16 protein-coding genes are annotated in these 18,362 nt (G+C 62.5%); 11 read left to right on the top strand and 5 right to left on the bottom strand.

From position 1 onward, the window contains the following. Nucleotides 1–32: 32 nt before the first annotated feature. Entirely contained in the window at nucleotides 33–1,181 is a 1,149-nt protein-coding gene (locus AC0VX3_RS00845) for an efflux RND transporter periplasmic adaptor subunit (RefSeq protein ID WP_475523145.1), read from the bottom strand. Nucleotides 1,182–1,726: 545 nt separating this feature from the next. Between AC0VX3_RS00845 and AC0VX3_RS00840 the strand changes: the two genes are divergently transcribed. The 8 genes from AC0VX3_RS00840 (at nucleotide 1,727) to AC0VX3_RS00805 (ending at nucleotide 10,850) form a co-directional block, all read left to right on the top strand. After that, nucleotides 1,727–3,979 carry a 4Fe-4S binding protein gene (locus AC0VX3_RS00840; protein WP_475523144.1) on the top strand — a complete coding sequence of 751 codons (2,253 nt, stop codon included), beginning with the start codon at nucleotides 1,727–1,729 and terminating at the stop codon, nucleotides 3,977–3,979. Nucleotides 3,980–3,990: 11 nt separating this feature from the next. Beyond that, complete coding sequence (nosZ, locus tag AC0VX3_RS00835; protein WP_475523143.1) at nucleotides 3,991–5,910, top strand: TAT-dependent nitrous-oxide reductase; 1,920 nt, start codon at nucleotides 3,991–3,993, stop codon at nucleotides 5,908–5,910. 12 nt (nucleotides 5,911–5,922) lie between these two features. Further along, on the top strand, nucleotides 5,923–7,191 hold the full coding sequence (locus AC0VX3_RS00830; protein WP_475523142.1) for a nitrous oxide reductase family maturation protein NosD: 1,269 nt from the start codon (nucleotides 5,923–5,925) through the stop codon (nucleotides 7,189–7,191). Next, the gene (locus tag AC0VX3_RS00825; RefSeq protein ID WP_475523141.1) at nucleotides 7,188–8,105 is read left to right on the top strand and encodes an ABC transporter ATP-binding protein; all 918 of its coding nucleotides are present in this window, start codon (nucleotides 7,188–7,190) and stop codon (nucleotides 8,103–8,105) included. The genes AC0VX3_RS00830 and AC0VX3_RS00825 overlap by 4 nt, the downstream gene beginning before the upstream one ends. Further along, nucleotides 8,102–8,938 carry an ABC transporter permease gene (locus tag AC0VX3_RS00820; RefSeq protein WP_475523140.1) on the top strand — a complete coding sequence of 279 codons (837 nt, stop codon included), beginning with the start codon at nucleotides 8,102–8,104 and terminating at the stop codon, nucleotides 8,936–8,938. Before AC0VX3_RS00825 ends, AC0VX3_RS00820 begins: the two co-directional genes overlap by 4 nt. Beyond that, nucleotides 8,935–9,486, top strand: coding sequence for a nitrous oxide reductase accessory protein NosL (locus tag AC0VX3_RS00815; protein ID WP_475523139.1), 552 nt, complete (start codon nucleotides 8,935–8,937; stop codon nucleotides 9,484–9,486). Before AC0VX3_RS00820 ends, AC0VX3_RS00815 begins: the two co-directional genes overlap by 4 nt. Then, complete coding sequence (locus AC0VX3_RS00810; RefSeq protein ID WP_475523138.1) at nucleotides 9,483–10,430, top strand: FAD:protein FMN transferase; 948 nt, start codon at nucleotides 9,483–9,485, stop codon at nucleotides 10,428–10,430. The genes AC0VX3_RS00815 and AC0VX3_RS00810 overlap by 4 nt, the downstream gene beginning before the upstream one ends. 252 nt (nucleotides 10,431–10,682) lie before the next feature. Beyond that, nucleotides 10,683–10,850 (top strand): hypothetical protein, encoded by a 168-nt coding sequence (locus AC0VX3_RS00805; protein WP_475523137.1) that lies wholly within the window; start codon nucleotides 10,683–10,685, stop codon nucleotides 10,848–10,850. A 183-nt stretch (nucleotides 10,851–11,033) separates the two neighbouring features. Here AC0VX3_RS00805 and maiA read toward each other — a convergent pair whose 3' ends face one another. Both maiA and AC0VX3_RS00795 read right to left on the bottom strand, forming a co-directional pair. Then, on the bottom strand, nucleotides 11,034–11,678 hold the full coding sequence (gene maiA, locus AC0VX3_RS00800; protein ID WP_475523136.1) for a maleylacetoacetate isomerase: 645 nt from the start codon (nucleotides 11,676–11,678) through the stop codon (nucleotides 11,034–11,036). A gap of 116 nt (nucleotides 11,679–11,794) precedes the next feature. Continuing rightward, a complete protein-coding gene (locus AC0VX3_RS00795) occupies nucleotides 11,795–13,054 on the bottom strand; it encodes a urate hydroxylase PuuD (RefSeq protein ID WP_475523135.1) in 1,260 nt (419 codons plus the stop codon). 123 nt (nucleotides 13,055–13,177) lie between these two features. Here AC0VX3_RS00795 and AC0VX3_RS00790 point away from each other — a divergent pair, with 123 nt between their 5' ends. Next, nucleotides 13,178–14,089, top strand: coding sequence for a LysR family transcriptional regulator (locus tag AC0VX3_RS00790; RefSeq protein WP_475523134.1), 912 nt, complete (start codon nucleotides 13,178–13,180; stop codon nucleotides 14,087–14,089). Nucleotides 14,090–14,132: 43 nt separating this feature from the next. Here the strand turns inward: AC0VX3_RS00790 and AC0VX3_RS00785 are convergent, their stop codons facing one another. Together AC0VX3_RS00785 and uraH are read right to left on the bottom strand one after the other, a co-directional pair. Next, complete coding sequence (locus AC0VX3_RS00785; RefSeq protein ID WP_475523133.1) at nucleotides 14,133–15,230, bottom strand: GGDEF domain-containing protein; 1,098 nt, start codon at nucleotides 15,228–15,230, stop codon at nucleotides 14,133–14,135. Between the two features lie 614 nt (nucleotides 15,231–15,844). Next, nucleotides 15,845–16,198, bottom strand: a complete 354-nt coding sequence (gene uraH / locus AC0VX3_RS00780; protein WP_342895923.1) for a hydroxyisourate hydrolase — start codon at nucleotides 16,196–16,198, stop codon at nucleotides 15,845–15,847. A gap of 227 nt (nucleotides 16,199–16,425) precedes the next feature. On the opposite strand from uraH, the gene puuE reads away from it, so the two are divergent. Beyond that, nucleotides 16,426–17,820, top strand: a complete 1,395-nt coding sequence (puuE, locus tag AC0VX3_RS00775) for an allantoinase PuuE (protein WP_475525260.1) — start codon at nucleotides 16,426–16,428, stop codon at nucleotides 17,818–17,820. After that, nucleotides 17,817–18,326, top strand: a complete 510-nt coding sequence (locus AC0VX3_RS00770; RefSeq protein WP_475523132.1) for an ureidoglycolate lyase — start codon at nucleotides 17,817–17,819, stop codon at nucleotides 18,324–18,326. The genes puuE and AC0VX3_RS00770 overlap by 4 nt, the downstream gene beginning before the upstream one ends. The last annotated feature ends 36 nt before the right edge of the window (nucleotides 18,327–18,362 follow it).

Raw genomic sequence — 18,362 nt, 5'->3', positions numbered from 1 at the left:
CTTTCAGATTGTCTTGAGTTGGGCCGGGCGGTTCAGTTCTGCGCCACGGTGTTTTCACGCAATTGCTCTTCCGGAGCGACGGTGGCGCCGGGTGCGATCTTCTGCAGTCCCGTCACGATCAGCCGGTCTCCGGCCGCCAGGCCGGCGGAAACGATCCAGTTGGTGCCGCGGGTCCCGAGCACCTCGAGCGTGCGCAGCTCGACGGTGTTTTCGTCGCCGACCACCAGAGCCGTCGGCTGGCCCCTGCGGTCGCGGCTGATCCCCTGTTGCGGCGCCAGAACCACGTTTTTGGCCATTTCCACCGGCAAATGGGCCTTCACGTAAAGTCCGGGCAGAAGGAGCTGTTCGGGATTGGGGAACTCCATGCGCAACACCGAGACACCCGTCTTCGGATCCACCTGCGGTTCGGCCGCACGCATGGTGCCTGTCTGGTCATAGGTCAGCCCGTCGGCCAGCGTCAGCGTGACTTCGGGATCGAGGCCACTGTCCTCAGCCGTTCCCTGGGCCAGCCTGGAGCGATTGTACCGCAGGACATCGGCCGTCGAGGCGGCCACGTCCACATAGACCTTGTCAATCTGGCGGATAACCGCCAGCGGCTCGGCCTGTTGCGCGGTGGCCAATGCGCCCTGCGTTGTGAGGGCCCGGCCGGCAATGCCCGAAAGCGGAGCCCGGATGGTGGTGTGTTCAAGGTCGATTTGCGCGGATTTGAGCTGTGCCTGGGCAACCAGAAGTCCGGCCTGTGCCGCATCCCGTTCCGCCGTGGCGTCGTCCACGGCCTGCTCGCTGACGACTTCGCGCTGCAGCAGCTCGTTGGCGCGGTTCAGATCCTTTTCCGCGGCCGTCAGCGCGGCCCTAGCCTGTGCGACACTGGCGCGGGCCTGCTGCACCACGGCCGCATAGACGGCCTTGTCGATCCGGTACATCGGATCGCCTTTCTTGACGGCGGCGCCTTCCTCGAACAGCCTCTCGACGATAATGCCGGAGACCTGGGGGCGCACTTCCGCGACACCGTAGGCAACGACGCGTCCCGGCATGTCCGCGCGAAGCGTGACGTTTTCCGCCTTCAGCGTCACCACGCCGACCGCCGGGAGAGGAGCGGTGCCCTGCGCGAATGCGGTGGAAGATGAAATCGTGCCGAAGGCCAGCAGGCACGTCAGCAGGAGGCTTCTGGGTTCGAACATAAGTCTGGTCTCCGGCGGATCCGCAACGTCATGAGGACAACAGCATGTCGGAAACAGCGGAATGCGCCGGATGAAACTGCAGGACCGCTGGAGTTCCAGACGATCATGCGGCCAAAGCCTGCGGCCGCGCCTCGACACGCAAGCATGCTTGCGTGTCGAGGCGCGGCAATTCGAAGAGCTTTTCTGACGGGTCTCAACTGGGCCGATTGCTGCGGGTGCGAACAGTGTTTCCTAAATCAAACCCGCATATAGGCGTCTGCCGCCGCGGTTTCTATGGTGCAATGCAAAAATATCTGCCCGCCGCCACGACTGGCCGGTAATCGGGAGCAGAATTCCGGGCCAGGCGCGCGTCTTCGGAAAGCCCGCTTTAGCCGATTTCCCGGGCGTATGGCCGGGTCGGGCACCTGCCTCAAACACCACAGTGCACTTTCCTCATGAGCGCGTCGAAACAAGAAATCATTTTGACGTGAAAGGTTGTTCCAGAACAAAGAGAGCCCTGTTTTGTGCCGTTAAGCTCGCGACAATTGAGGCGGGCAAAGTAAAAAATGACAACCAGGACAGACATCGGCGTCTTTTGGGTAGGCTCAGTACTCGTCCTGATCGCGAGCCTTCTGTTTGGCGTCGCCGCCGCGCAGGCGGAACCGCTCGTCACGAAGTTTCTGGATCGGGTCAGTGTCGGGGACATCGTTCCCGGTGCCACCGAGTATGGCGGGCTGCGCGCGGATCTTCCCGTGGTCGAAGCCATGAAGGACGGCAAGCGCGTCGGTTACGTGTTTCTGACCTCCGACTTCGTGACGACCACCGGCTATTCCGGAAAGCCGATCCACACGCTGATGGGGGTCGACGAGGCTGCGAAAGTGACCGGGGTACGGCTGGTCAAGCATTCCGAACCGATTGTTTTGGTCGGCATTCCCGAATCGAAGATCACCGCCGTGACGGAAAAATATGCCGGTCTTGATCTCATCGCGGAAGCGGCCGCAGGCGGCTCGGCGCATGATCTCGATATCGTCTCCGGCGCCACCGTGACCATCATCGTCATCGACGATTCAATCGTCAGGGCAGGGCTGAAGGTCGCACGATCGCTCGGGCTGGGCGGCCTGGAGCCTGAACTGGAAGGGGCCGGCCCGACCAGGGCGCTCCTGATGCCGGGCGGCGCGGACGTTGCGGTCTCCGACTGGCAGACGCTTGCGGGCGACGGGTCTATCCGCAGCCTGCGGCTGGATGTCGGGCAGGTGAACGCCGCGTTCGAGGAAACCGGCGACCCCCGCGCCATCAAACGTCCTGAAAAAGGCGCGCCGGAAGACACGTTCATCGACATGCAGATGGCGCTGGTCAGCGCGCCCGAAATCGGCCGTTCCCTGCTCGGAGACGACGAATATGCCAACCTGCGTGCCTGGCTGGATGAGGGCGACCAGGCTATCCTGGTGGCCGGGCGCGGCAAATATTCCTTCAAGGGATCCGGATATGTGCGCGGCGGCATCTTCGACCGCATTCAGCTGATCCAGGGCGACAGCTCGGTTCGTTTCAACGACAAGCAGCACCGGCGCATCGGCAAGCTCGCAGCGGAGGATGCGCCGTCTTTCACCGAACTCGACATCTTCAAGGTGCGTGCCGACAGCGGATTCGACCCGGCCGAACCGTTCCGGCTGCAGTTGCTGGTGCAGCGCGCCGTTGGTGCCATCGACAAGACCTTCATCACCTTCGATCTCGGATACAGGATCCCGGATCGCCACACCGAGAAACTCGCGGTTGAAACCGCCAGCGCCGCGAATCCGGAGATCCGGAGCGACGTTGCCGTCTCCGATACCAGCGAATTGAGCCATCTGTGGAAGCGGATCTGGCTCCAGAAGCGTCTCGAGGTCCTCTTTCTGGTGGCGGGACTGACCGTCCTGACCGGCGTGTTCTTTTTCCAGATGCAGGTCACCCGGCACGCACGCCTGACATACTGGTTCCGGATCGGCTTCCTGACATTCACCCTGGTCGGCCTCGGCTGGTTTGCCAATGCACAGTTGTCGGTGGTCAATGTGCTGGCGTTTTTCTCGGCGGTCACCACGGATTTTTCGTGGTCGGCCTTCCTGATGGATCCGCTGGTGTTCATTCTCTGGTTCTCTGTGGCCGCCTCGCTGCTGTTCTGGGGACGCGGCGTGTTTTGCGGCTGGCTCTGCCCGTTCGGAGCGCTTCAGGAACTGACCAACAAGATCGCCCGGTTTTTCAAGGTGCCGCAATACACCGTTCCCTGGGGGCTGCACGAGCGCCTGTGGCCGGTCAAATACATGATCTTCCTCGGTTTGTTCGGCCTGTCGCTCTATTCGCTCGAAATGGCGGAGCGCTACGCGGAAATCGAGCCGTTCAAGACAGCGATCATCCTGAAGTTCCAGCGTGGCTGGCCGTATGTCCTGTTCGCCGTCGTATTGCTCGGCGCGGGTCTGTTCATCGAACGGTTCTACTGCCGCTACCTGTGTCCGCTCGGCGCGGCGTTGGCGATACCCGCCCGGCTCAGAATGTTCGACTGGCTCAAGCGCTACAGGGAATGCGGCGACCCCTGCCAGCGCTGCGCCAAGGAATGCATGGTCCAGGCCATCCATCCCGAGGGAAACATCAATCCCAACGAATGCCACCAGTGCCTGCACTGCCAGGTCCTCTACCAGAGCGCCACAAAATGCCCCGTGTGCATCAAGAAAGAGGCCAGACGGGCGAAGTTCCGCAAGCAAAACCACCTTGATCCGATTGGTCCCGCTTCAGCGGGCAAGGGGCCCCCGCCTGCGGGAACCCCGACGGCATCTCAAGCAGCAAACTGAGGAAACAGAAAATGTCAGCCGAAGAAACAAAACGCAGAGGCCTGTCACGGAGATCGCTGATGGCCGCGACAGCAGGTGGGGCGGTTCTGGCCGGCTCGGGGGTCGGAACGGGCCTTCTGAACGGGGCGCTTGTAACCAGGGCCAATGCCGCGACTCCCGCCCTGAACCTTGAGCCGGGCGAACTCGATCCCTACTACGGGTTCTGGTCGTCCGGTCAGACCGGCGAACTGCGCATTCTGGGGTTCCCGTCCATGCGCGAGCTGATGCGCGTGCCGGTGTTCAACCGCTGTTCGGCGACCGGCTGGGGCCAGACCAACGAGAGCCTGAAGGTGCTCACCGAAGGACTCACCGAGGAAACCAGGACCTTCCTGGCCACCAAGGGCATGAAGACCTATGACAATGGCGATCTGCATCACCCGCATATGTCGTTCACCGACGGCACCTATGACGGACGCTTCATCTTCGCCAACGACAAGGCCAACACCCGGGTTGCCCGTATCCGTTGCGACGTCATGAAATGCGACAAGATCATCGAGATCCCGAACGCCCATGACATCCATGGCATGCGGCCGCAGAAATACCCGCGCACCGGCTATATTTTCGCCAATGGCGAACATGAGGCACCGCTGGTCAATGACGGCAAGGTCCTGGATGATCCGTCACAGTATGTGAACATCTTCACCGCCATCGACGGCGACGAGATGAAAGTGGCCTGGCAGGTCATGGTGTCGGGTAACCTCGACAACACCGACTGCGACTATCAGGGCAAATACGCCTTTTCGACGAGCTACAACTCGGAAATGGGCATGAACCTTGCCGAAATGACCGAGAGCGAACTCGACCACGTGGTGGTGTTCAACCTGAAGGCCATCGAGAAGGGCGTTGCCGACGGCGACGTGCAGATGCTCAACGGCGTGGCGGTCATCGACGGCCGCAAGGGTCAGAACAAGAATTACACGCGCTACATTCCGATTCCGAACAGCCCGCACGGCGTCAATGCCGCGCCCGACAAGAAGCACATCATGATCGCCGGCAAGCTGTCGCCGACCGTGTCCGTGATCGATGTGACCAAACTCGACGCGCTCTTTGACGAGGACGCCGATCCGCGGTCCTGCATCGTCGCCGAACCCCAGCTCGGACTTGGCCCGCTTCACACCGCGTTCGACGGCAAGGGGTTCGCCTTCACGACGCTGTTCCTCGACAGCCAGATCGTCAAGTGGGACATCGACAAGGCCGTGCGCGCCTACGCCGGCGAGGATGTCGATCCGATCGTCTCGAAGGTCGATGTGCATTACCAGCCCGGTCACAACTCCACCTCGATGGGCGAAACCGCCGAAGCCGATGGCGAATGGCTGATTTCGATGAACAAGTTCTCCAAGGACCGGTTCCTGAATGTCGGCCCGCTGAAGCCGGAGAATGAACAGATCATTGACATCTCCTCGGACGACATGAAGGTTGTCCATGACGGTCCGACCTTCGCCGAACCGCATGATGCCATCATCGTGCGTTCCGACATCGTCAACCCGGTGAATGTCTGGTCACGCGAGGACCCCATGTTCACCGATGCCTATGCCCAGGCGAAAGCCGATGGCGTCGACCTCGACTACGACGATGTCGTCATCGTCGACGGCGACAAGGTGCGCGTCTACATGACATCGGTCGCACCGCAGTTCGGCCTTGAAAAATTCACGGTCAAGCAGGGTCAGGAAGTCACGGTCTATGTGACCAACCTCGACGACGTGGATGACGTGACACACGGCTTCTGCATTTCCAATTATGGCGTTGCGATGGAAGTCGCGCCGCAGGCGACCGCCTCGGTCACCTTCACGGCGGACCGTCCGGGCGTTCACTGGTTCTATTGCCAGTGGTTCTGTCATGCGCTGCACATGGAAATGCGCGGACGCATGTTTGTCGAACCGCGCAACGTCTGAGGCAGCCAGACCATGAACCCGATCGTCCGCGCAGTCACAGTGCTCCTCGGTCCCGTCCTCCTCGCGGGGGCGGCGCTTGCCGCCGATATCCGCGTCGAGCCGGGCCCCGGTGCGCTGGTGCGGGCGGTCGACCTTGCCCGGCCCGGCGACCGTCTGTTGCTGAGTGAGGGCATCTACCGGGGCGGGCTGGTCCTGACGAGGCCGATCGGGATCGCCGGCGGCGGCAAGGCCCATGTGGCCGGCACGGGCACCGGCTCGGTGATCACCATCGACGCGCCGGATGTCGTCATCAAGGGCCTGAAACTGACCGGCTCGGGCACCTCGCACGAGACCATCGACAGCGCCGTGCAGATGACCAGAAAAGCCGACCGCGCCATCGTTCGCGACAACCGGATCGAAGACAATCTTTATGGCGTCGACATTCATGGTGCACGCGATGCCCTTGTCGAAGGCAACACCATAATCGGAGGCAGCGACAGGCTGATGAACCGGCGCGGCAACGGTGTCTATGTCTGGAACGCGCCCGGGGCGACTGTAACGGGCAACACGGTACGCCAGGGCCGGGACGGGATTTTTGTCAACACCAGTCGGAAAAACACCTTCACCAACAACCGGTTCGAGAACCTGCGCTTCGCCATTCACTACATGAACGCCGACGACAGCACCGTTTCCGGCAACGTCTCGATCGGCAATCATATCGGCTATGCCATCATGTTTTCGAAGCGCCTGACCATCCGCGACAACATCTCGCTGAATGACCGGGATCACGGTGTCATGCTCAATTATGCCAACAACGCCCGTATCGAAGGCAATGCCGTGCTCGGCGGCGGGGAAAAGTGCCTGTTCGTCTACAATGCGAACAAGAACCTCATCCTGGGCAACCGGATAGAAGGTTGTGAAATCGGGATCCATTTCACCGGCGGATCGGCGCGCAACGAGATTTCCGGAAATGCCTTCATCGGCAACCGGACCCAGATCAAGTTCGTCAGCACCAGGGACCATGTCTGGTCCGGCAACTACTGGAGCGATCACGCCGCCTATGACGTCAACGGAGACGGCATCGCCGACCAGGCTTTCCGTCCCAATGACACGATGGACCAGGTGATCTGGACCCAGCCCTCGGCGAAATTGCTCCTGGGCAGCCCGGCCGTGCAATTGGTCCGCTGGGCGCAAAGCACGTTTCCGGCCCTGCTGCCCGGCGGTATCGTTGACGACCGGCCCCTGATGAAACCGCGCGAATTGCCCGAAACCGCGCGCAACTGGAAGGCGTCCCTGCAATGAGCGAGATCGTGAAAGCCCGGGACGTCAGCATGACATTCAAGGAGGTCGACGCCCTGACGAATGTGTCGATCGACGTTGCTCACGGCGAACAGGTCGCTCTGCTTGGTCACAACGGCGCGGGCAAGACCACCCTGTTTCGTCTCATCCTCGGGTTCATCAGGCCGACAGCGGGTTCGATCTCGATCGCAGGCTTCGAGCCGGGGAGCAATCCGGCGCGGCGGACGGTTTCCTATCTGCCCGAGCAGGTCGCGTTCCCGAAAATGCTGACCGGACGCGAGGTCGTGCGCTTCTATGCCAGGCTCAAAGGGGCCGCCCTGAAGGACGTGCAGACGGTGCTCGACAAGGTCGACCTCGCCGACGCGGCGGACCGCCGGGTGGACACCTATTCGAAGGGCATGCGCCAGCGGCTGGGGATCGCGCAGGCGCTGGTCGGCAAACCGGACCTCTTGTTGCTTGACGAGCCGACATCCGGTCTCGACCCGCTGTCGCGCCAGCATTTTTATGAACTGATCGCGGAGGTCGCCCGGCAGGGCGGCTCCGTGCTGCTGTCCTCGCACGGGCTCAGCGAACTGGAGGCCAGGACGGACAGGGTCGCGATCCTCCGGAAAGGCGAACTGGTCGCCAACGGCCCGCTGGCCGAACTTCAGCGTGAGGCCGACCTGCCGACCAGGATCCGCGTGCGGGCCGCGCCCGACGCGGTCGACAGGGTCCATGCGGAAATCGGCGGCGGACGTATCAACTGCGCCTCGGTGGAACTCTTCTGCGCCCGTGACGACAAGATGCGCATCCTGTCCAGGATCAGCGGGCTTGGTGCGCAGGTCGAGGATGTCGAAGTCGCCGCACCGACCCTGGACGAGGTCTACCGGCATTTCTCGAAGACCGGACCCGGCCAGGACTGGAGGAGGCAAGCATGATGCATGGCATTCTGACCATCGCCGCGACGGAAACACGTATCGGTCTGCGCAACCGCTGGATCATCCTGTCGTCTCTCATTCTTCTGGCCTTTGCGCTTATCCTGGTGCTTCTCGGCAGCGCTCCCGGCGGCGAGGTCAGGACCGATGGTGTCACCGTCGTGGTCGCGAGCCTGTCGACGCTTTCGGTCTATCTGGTGCCTCTGATCGCGCTGTTGTTGTCCTTTGACGCCATTGCCGGCGAGATCGACCGCGGCACCTTGCAGCTTGTGCTGGCCAGCCCGGTCTCGCGCGGTGCCGTGCTTGTCGGCAAGTTTCTCGGTCACGTGAGCGTTCTGGGCATCGCCGTGAGCTTCGGCTACGGCATTGCCGGGTTGATCGCCTTTTTTGCCAATGGCGGCGGCGATGCAAGCGCTCTGACCGGTGTCGGCCGGCTGATCGCGAGCTCGGTGGTGCTGGGCGCGACGTTCATCGCCATCGGTTACATCGCCAGCGCCAGCGTGCGCCAGACCGGAACCGCGGCGGCGCTGGCGATCGCGATCTGGCTGTTTGCCGTGGTGCTCTATGATCTTGCGCTGCTCGGCGGCTTGCTGGCCAGTCAGGACGGCTTTTTCGCGCGAGACGTCTTCCCCTGGTTGCTGGTGCTGAATCCCGCCGATGCGTTCCGCCTCTATACCATGAGCGCGATCGACGCCGCAGCCATGGGCGGCAATCTGGGCAGGGGAGCGGGATCGGCACTGCCGCTCAACGGGCTTTCGGCCATGCTCAGTCCGGTCATCTGGACCGCGGTGGCGCTGGCGCTTTCAACCCTCATACTCAAAAAGGTGCGGCCATGAAGAGGCGCATGAGGCTTGCGGCGATTGTCGCCGCGGCGGTGGTCGTTTCCGCGTGCAACGAGCAGCAGGCCGGAACAGATGCGCCGCTGCCGGTCGCCCTGACGGAGGAAGCGGCCGGACACTACTGCAACATGACCATTCTGGAACATACGGGACCGAAGGCACAAATCTTCCTTGCCGGCTTTCCGCATCCCCTGTGGTTCAGCCAGGTGCGCGACGGCATTGCCTTCCTCCGCTCGCCGGAGGAGCACTTCGAAACCGTCGCCATCTATGTCAACGACATGGGCCGGGCGACCGACTGGGACTTTCCCGGTCAGGAGACCTGGATCGACGCGAAAACCGCCTGGTATGTCATCGGGTCCCGCAAGACGGGGGGAATGGGAACCCCCGAGGCCATCCCCTTCGGCAGCGAGCAGAGCGCGTTCGCCTTCACGGCGGGCAATGGCGGCGAAGTGGTGCGGCAGGCAGAGATCCCCGACGCATATGTTCTGGGTCCCGTCGGGCTCGATTCCGAAGCAACCAGCCTGGCTGGAGGAGCGGTCCAATGAAGCTCAATCGCCGCCGTTTCATCGGCATCACGGCCGGATGTCTTCTGGGCGCCCACCCTGTCCTTGCCTCCGGTGCCACGGGCGCGCGCTGGCGAGGGGTCGCGCTGGGCGCGCATGCCGACCTGCGTTTGGTTGGTTTGCCGGCAAACGAGGCCGAAGGCCTTCTGCGCGCGGCTCGCGGCGAAATCGAGCGGCTTGAACGGCAGTTCAGTCTCTACCGTGCCGACAGTGCGCTGGTTCGTCTCAATACGACCGGCATTCTGGAACAACCGGAACCGGACATGCTGGAACTGTGTTCGCTCGTGTCCACCGTCTTCCAGGCCAGTTCCGGGCGGTTCGACCCGAGTGTGCAACCGCTCTGGATGGCGTATGCCCGCGCCGGGGGAGCGCCGGATCGAAAGGCCCTGGCGGCCGCGCGCGCGGCAATCGGCTGGGACAGGGTCGATGTCACGGTGGACCGGATCCGGCTGGCGCCCGGAGCCGCTCTCACCTTCAACGGTATCGCGCAGGGCTTCATCACGGACCGGGTTGTCAGGCTGCTCAAGGCGCAGGGACTTGAAACCGGGCTGGTTTGCCTCGGAGAAATCGCCGCGGTCGGCGCCTCGCCCTCCGGCAATGGATGGGCGGTCGGTCTGGCCGATCGCGAGGATCAGCCGGCCGATGCACGCATCCACTTGCGGGACAGGGCGGTGGCGACCTCAAGTTCTGACGGCACATTGTTCGGGGCCGGCCCCGCCGGACACATTCTCGACCCGGAGACCGGCACCGCCGCACCGGCGGACTGGCGACGGGTCAGCGTCATTCATCGTTCCGCCGCGATGGCCGACGGACTGTCCACCGCGGCAGTTCTGGAAAACCCGACAGGATTGCGCGAGATGGCGAGCCGGGTTCCCGGTGCGGAGATCCACGCGATCGCGCGCGACGGACATGACCTGATCCTCTGACCGGTGACCGCGGGCACGACCTGGCGTGCAATCGGTTGCACCGAATTGACCGGGATGCGCAATCTTGCAGGTTCGGGAACGGACATTGGCACAGAAGCGCTCGGGTTGCGGACTTGGCGGTAACATTGAAGGAAGTGGCTGAACGGGCCGGGGTGTCCCGCTCAGCCGTCTCGCGCACCTACACGGAAGGTGCCAGCGTTTCGGTGCGCGGCGCGGCGAAATGGAATCGATCAGCACCAGATGGCGGCCGCCATGGGCTCTCAGGGCCTTGCAGGTGCGCACGGCCGCGTCCCGGACCATGTCCCATTGCAGCGGATCGTGGAACGGACGGAAGACAACTCCGCCGATGAGGTTCAGGTCACGCGCGGCAAGGGCGTCGCCGAGGATGGCCGGGCCTGTTCGATCGCATCGGTCTGTTGAAACAGACCGTGCCGGATGTCCGTGCCGCCGCCATGCGTGTGATGCGGGATATCTGTGCAAATCCGGCGTCACACGGCTGACCTCGAACGGAGCGGACCTGGCAAGCCTGCACCATCGGCACGGGGGATGCGGGGCGCAATCCACTGACGGCCGGTGCGCCGGGGCAACTCCGTCGGGGCCGCCTCACGCCGGCGGGCCAATCTTGTCCGGATGCGCGTTTCGAAAGGCTTCGAGTTCCCCGCAGGCCCCGGCGGCACGCCGGATGCCCGGGAAGCCGGAAACATCCACGCCCCAGCGGTCGGCGTTGTAGAGCTGCGGGATCAGGCAGCAATCGGCCATGGTGGGTGTTGTGCCGTGACAGAACGGGCCCTCGGAGCCATCGAGCAGGGTCTCGAAGGCGGTCAGTCCCTTGCCGATGAAATGACGCATCCAGGCGGCCTTGGTCTCGTCGCCGCCGCCGGCGAGGTCGGCGACATGTCTGACCACGCCGAGATTGCAGACCGGGTGGATCTCCATGGCGATCGCGTGGGCCAGTTGCCGCACCCGGTATTGTCCGTCGACGGTCTCCGGCAGCAGGCGCGAGCCGGGCTGTGTCGCGTGGAGATATTCGATGATGGCGAGCGACTGGGTCAGGGTCTTGCCGTCGACAATCAGCGCAGGCAGCACGCCTTGCGGATTGAGCGCAAGATAGTCCGCGTCAAGATGAGCGCCGGTCAAGAGGTTGACGGGCCGGATCTCCGCTTCGAGACCGAGCAGGTTGAGCGCGATGCGCACCCGGTAGCTCGCCGACGACCGCCAGTAATCGTAAAGAACAATGTCTCGTGCCATGAATCCCTCCCGGACATGTGCCTGTCCTCCGATAAACGAAATCGGCCGACAATTGGCAAGACGGATGTCCCGGACAGGAGACGGTCCGGCCGGCGGAGGCGAGGGCCGACGCGGCTCTAGCGCAGGGCGACGCCGAACGGCAATTGTTCCTGCGCGTTGCGGTACCACCGGATGATCTGCCTGCGTTCGTCCTCTTTCATGAAGGAGACATTGGCCGGGGGCATGGCGTTGGTGACGCCGGCCTGCAGATAGATCTCCTTGGCGGCGCGGGCGATGTCGGCCCGGGTCTCCAGAAGAACGCCCTTCGGCGCCCAGTGGATGCCTTCGTGGAAGGGTTCGCGCGCGTGGCACATTCCGCAGCGGCCCGGCACGATCGCAAGAACATCGTCAAAGCCGTCGGCATCGGCGAAGACCTGTTGAACCGGCGTCAGTGCGCGGGCGTCGGAGGCCTCCCAGCTGTCCTGCTGCAGTGGCGCCAGGGAGAGCTGGATGACAGCAACGAACAGGATGGCGGTGACGAGCCAGGTCCAGGTCGGTGCGGGTGCGCCGGTGTGTTTGGTATTGAAATAATGCCGGATGGAGACGCCCATCAGGAACACCAGCGCGGCGATCAGCCAGTTGTATTCGGAAGCGAAGGCGAGCGGATAGTGATTGCTCAGCATCAGGAACACGACCGGCAACGTCAGGTAGTTGTTGTGGGTCGAGCGCAGCTTGGCGATCTTGCCGTATCTGGGGTCCGGCGTACGTCCGGCCTTCAGGTCGGCCACCACGATCTTCTGGTTCGGAATGATGATGAAGAACACGTTGGCGGTCATGATCGTCGCGGTGAAGGCGCCCAGGTGCAGCATGGTCGCCCGGCCGCTGAAGATCTCGTTGTAGCCGTAGCCCATGGCCACCAGCAGCGCGAACAGCAGCAGCATCAGAAGGGTCGGGCTTTCGCCGAGGCGCGACTTGCACAGCCGGTCATAGACCAGCCAGCCGATGGTGAGCGATCCGGCGGATATCACGATCCCCTGCCACAGGGAGAGATCGGCCTTGGCCGGATCGAGCAGGTAGAGTTCGCCGCCGACCCAGTAGACGATCATCAGCAGCGCCGCACCGGACAGCCAGGTCGAATAGCTTTCCCATTTGAACCAGATCAGGTGCTCGGGCATGTTTTCCGGCGCCACCAGGAACTTGCGGATGTGATAGAAACCGCCGCCGTGGACCTGCCATTCCTCGCCATGGGCCCCCTTGGGAAGATCCGGCGCCTTGCGCAGGCCCAGATCCAGCGCGACGAAATAGAACGACGACCCGATCCAGGCCATTGCCGTGATCACGTGCAGCCAGCGCACGGCCAGGGCAATCCAGTCCCAAATGATGGCGATGTCCAGCATGTCACCCTCTCTTGTCAGTCCGCCGTTGAAGCTAGCCCATGCAATAATTTTCTGGTATCTCGGCATAATCCCGAGCAGTTTCAAAAAAACCGGAACAATCTCCCGCCGCGACCGAAAGTCCAGATGGCCTATCTTGAAAACATACGGACCTTCCTGCGTGTCTACGAACTGGGAAACATGTCCGCGGCGGCGCGTGACCTGCGGATCTCCTCCGCTGTTGCGTCGTCCCGGATTTCCCAGTTGGAAGAACATCTGAACGTGCGCCTGTTCCAGCGCACCACCCGTGCTCTCAGTCCGACAGAGCATGGCAATTTGTTCTACCGCGGCGCAACAAAAATAATCGAGGCGGTCGAGGAGGCGGAAGCCGAGATCAGCACGGTGACGCGGTCGCCACGCGGCACGCTGTTTGTCGCCGCGCCCATCGGCATGGGTCAGCGCCTGATCGCCCCGGCGATTCCGGCCTTCAAGCAGGCCAATCCGCTGATCGATATTCGCCTGCGCCTGTCGGACCGCAAGGTCGATCTGACCGGCGAGGGCCTGGACGCGGCTTTTTTCCTCGGGCTGCCGGAAGACTCCAATCTCAAGATCCGCAAGATCGCGGATTGCAGCCGGACCTTGTGCGCAGCGCCGGACTATCTCGCCCGCAAGGGCAAGCCGGAGACCATCGATGAGCTGGCCTCAGGCGACCACGATTGCCTGAACATGCGCTATCCCGGCGCACCGGAGTTCCAGTGGCCGCTGCAGACCGACGCTGGCGTGAAGCGGGTGGCGGTCACCGGACCGTTCGAATCCGATCATGGCGATGTCCTGACCGGCTGGGCCCTGGAAGGGCATGGCATTATCCTGAAACCTGTCTTCGAGGTGGCCGAATATCTTGCCGATGGAAGGCTGGTGCGGGTCCTGGAAACCGCGCCGCCGGTGCCGGTGCAGATGGCATGCCTTTATCCGCACCGCCGGCATCAGGACCCGAAGGTCCGTCTGTTTCTGGATTTCATGGTTGCCCATATACACAAGTCGCTGGCCGGAGCGGCTTGAGCCGATTTCGGCAACAGGCTATCGGACTTGAACGCGGGTCGCTTCAGGCGGCACTGCGGTGGCCGTCGGAGAACATGGCCTGGTCCCGTCCCCGCTGCTTGGCCTGGTAGAGTGCCTGGTCCGCTTCGTGCAGGGCATCCTCGAAGGTCGTCGCGGCCAGCAGAAATTCATGGGCCCCCGCGCTGGCGGTAACGGAAATGGTCGATCCCTTGACCTGGATGGACAGCTCCCGGATGGAAGTCAGCAGCCTGTCCAGCGCCGTTCTGGCCTGGGCGGCCGTGGTGTTCGTCATGTAGACGCCGAACTCCTCGCCGCCAAGCCGCGACACGATATCGCTTTTCCGGCACATGTGCTTGAGAAGACCTGCGAATTGCTCCAGCGCGGCATCGCCGGCCGCATGCCCCATTGTGTCGTTGACCGATTTGAAGTGATCGATGTCGAGAATGACAAGGGTGCCGATCTGATGGGTTTCCGCCGAAGTGCGCATGTCCTTCATCTGGCTGGTGAAGGCGCGTCTGTTCAGAAGTCCCGTCAGGAAATCGTTGTTGGCGGCTTTTTCGAGTTCCTGCTCGGTGTGGAACAAGCGCTTTTCCCGCTCAAGAAGCGTGCCGAAAATCAATGTGCTCACGAAATAATAGGGCAACAGGAAAGGCAGCACCGCGACGAACAGATGCAGGGCGACATCCACCGGCAAGGCCAGGACTGCCGCAAAACTGAGCGGAAGAGCCAGACCCAGGATCGCAAGGTTTCGAAATTTGCCGCGCTTTTCTGCCGGAACCCGGTAGTGCCAGGCCAGGCCGATTGCCGCGGACAGCAGCACGCCCAGGGCTCCGGTCGGCGCGCCAATCCCGCCCAGCCACAGTCTGTAACTGCCGGCGATGGCACCGGTTATCACAGCGGGCAGGGGGCCGCCGAATGCGGCGGAGACGGCAACGAAAACCGTTCTGCCGTCGATCTGCACACCGTCGGCAATCGTTGTCGGTGAACTCATGGCGACCATGCTGCCGAAACCCATGATCAGCCCGGTTAGAATCTTCTGGACGACAGGGGGCAGGGCACTGCGTTTCACGGATCCGTAGAAGAACGAAAGCAGCGTCAAAAGCCCCAGGGCGTTGATCAGGCTGACAATTGGTCCACCCATTGATTTGCAGGCTCCAGATTTTTCGCAATGCCACATACAAGTAACGAACAATACTTATCTGACGCTTGCATAGATAACAAATTGCATTTATGCGAAAATACGAAAATTTTTATTAAAACTATAGATAAGTCAGGCTTTTTCCACCACGTCAGGGTGTGCTGTGGATTGTTGCCACAGATGTATTTTCGAGGTGAAATGCGGTAACTGACCTTCAGGACGCCACACCAGGATTGTAGGGAATTTCTCGAAAGAGTGTCAGGCACAACCACAAATCATGGATGCCGGCAGTGACCCTTTCAAGGTAACACCGGACTGGCCTTGTCAGGATGCCGCCGCGGGCCGCTGACGTTAATGCAACGGACCCGGCCAACATGTCTCGCACATCCCGGCACGATAGCGGATACCGGCAGTATCAACGCACCGCCAGCAGGATGATATCACGTGGAAACCGATGTCGTTTGAATGGATTGCGCCGGGCCATCGCTCACTCCACAGTTTAGCAAAACGGTGTGTCAGACATTTCGACGGTTAATGCAACGGACCCTTTCACCCCAATTCCACTGAGCGTATCTTCCTAAGGGAACGGGTCGAAAGCGGACGCAATTCTTCTGAAATCAACTCCCCCGATAGGTCGAATACCCGTAGGGCGAGACCAGCAGCGGCACGTGGTAGTGGGTGTCTTCGGCCATGCCGAAGCGCAGCGGCACCTGGTCGAGGAATTTCGGCTCCGGCAGGGCAATCCCCGCGGCGTCGAAATAGGCGCCGGCGTGGAACACCAGCTCATAAGTGCCGGTCCTGAATTCGCTTTCGGGCAGGATCGGTCCGTCGGTGCGGCCGTCGTCGTTGGTGACGAGGCTGCGCACAAAGGTGCGCGTGTCGCCTGAAATTGCATAAAGATCGATCTTTATGCCCTTTCCCGGGCAGCCGAGGGCGGTGTCGAGCACGTGGGTTGTCAGGTAACCGGCCATCCGGGGCTCCTTCAAGAAACATGGGTTGTGCGCATGATGCAGGCATGCCCTGATAAGGAGCACCTGCCGTTCTCCGAAAGCACTTTCTGAAAAGACAAGAAAGTCAGCGGCATTATACTGATTTATAAGAAGACGACATACACGCCGCTGACCGGGGCACGGTTCTTGCCAGGGTCAACGCGGTTTGTATCAGCAGGAGAGCCGCCTTGAAACGTTATTCCCGCAACATGCGTGGCCATGGCCAGACGCCGCCGGACCCGAAATGGCCGGGCGGGGCGAAGGTCGCGGTTCAGTTCGTGCTGAATTACGAGGAAGGCGGCGAGAACTGCGTTCTGCATGGCGATGCCGCTTCCGAAGCGTTTCTGTCGGACATTCCGGGCGCCGCCCAGTGGCCGGGCCAGCGTCACTGGAACATGGAATCCATCTATGAATATGGCGCGCGCGCCGGCTTCTGGCGGCTGCACCGCCTGTTCACCCGGGCCGGCATCCCGCTGACGATCTACGGTGTTGCCACGGCTCTGGCGCGCAACCCGGAACAGGTCGAGGCGATGAAGGACGCCGGCTGGGAAATTGCCAGCCACGGCCTGAAATGGGTCGAACACAAGGACATGCCGGAGGAAGAGGAGCGCGCGGCCATCGCCGAGGCGATTCGCCTGCACACCGAGGTTGTCGGCGCGCGTCCGCGCGGCTGGTACACCGGCCGCTGTTCGCAAAACACGGTCCGTCTCGCCGCCGAAGAAGGCGGTTTTGCCTATGTCTCGGACACCTATGACGACGATCTGCCCTATTGGCTGGACGTGGACGGCCGCGACCAGTTGATCATTCCCTATACGCTCGAAGCCAACGACATGCGCTTCGCCACCGCGCCGGGCTGGACGGACGGAGAGGATTTCTTCAACTACCTCCGCAATGCGTTCGATGTCCTCTATGAGGAAGGCGGCACGGACACGCCGAAGATGATGTCGATCGGCCTGCACTGCCGCCTCGTCGGCCGCCCGGGCAAGATCGCGGCGCTGAAGAAATTCATTGATCATATCCAGGGCTTCGACAACGTCTGGTGCCCGCGCCGGATCGAGATCGCCGAACATTGGGCGCAAACCCATCCGCCGCAAAAAGGCCTCCGGCCCAGCCGGATGGAGAAGGCGGAGTTCGTGTCGGCCTTCGGCGGTATCTTCGAACACTCCCCCTGGATCGCGGAGCGCGCTTTCGATCTGGAACTCGGCCCGGCGCACGATTGCGCCGCCGGGGTCCACAATGTGCTGTGCCGGATCTTCCGGACCGCCAGCGCGGCGGAGCGTCTCGGTGTCCTGAACGCGCATCCGGATCTCGCCGGCAAGCTGGCGCAGGCCGGCCGGCTGACCTCGGAAAGCACCAACGAGCAGGCCAGTGCCGGTCTCGACATGCTGACCGATGAAGAACGTGAGACCTTCACGAAGCTCAACACCGCCTATGTCGACAAGCACGGCTTTCCGTTCATCATCGCCGTGCGGGATCACACCAAGGCATCGATCATGGAGGCCTTCCGGCGCCGGATCGACAACAGCGGGGAAGCGGAACTCGAGGAAGCCTGCCGCCAGGTCGAGCGCATCGCGCGGTTCCGGCTCGGGGATCTGCTGCCGTGAGCCGTATCCTCCGCCCGATGCCGCTGACGGCAGAAGCCTTCACCGCCTATGGCGACGTGATCGAGATCGCGGGGGCGCCCGACAAGATCATCAATCAGGGCATGTGCGGCCGCCATCACGACCTGGCGCATCTCGATTTCGGCACGGGCAAGGCGGGCATCAGCCTGTTCGACGCAAAGGCCCGCAGTCTTCCCCATACCGTCGACATGGTCGAACGCCACCCGGAAGGCAGTCAGGCATTCGTGCCGCTGGACGGCGTGCCGATGCTGGTCGTCGTCGCCGACGACCTTGCCGGCCACCCGGTCGATCTCAAGGCTTTCATCAGTGGACCCGGCCAGTCCATCAATCTTTTCCGCGGCACCTGGCATGGCGTCCTGGCGCCTCTCGGCAAGGCCGGGCGGTATGCCGTCGTGGACCGTATCGGGGCGGGAACCAATCTGGAGGAACATTGGTTTCCCGAACCCTGGATCGTGGAGGCGTCCGGCCCGGACTCTGGCCCGGATTAGCCTTCCAGCAAGGACGACTTTCGCCCGTGGAACGAG

Source organism: Roseibium sp. QJM3NY_11, from assembly GCF_056173175.1.
This window is presented reverse-complemented; position numbering and strand designations above follow the sequence as displayed.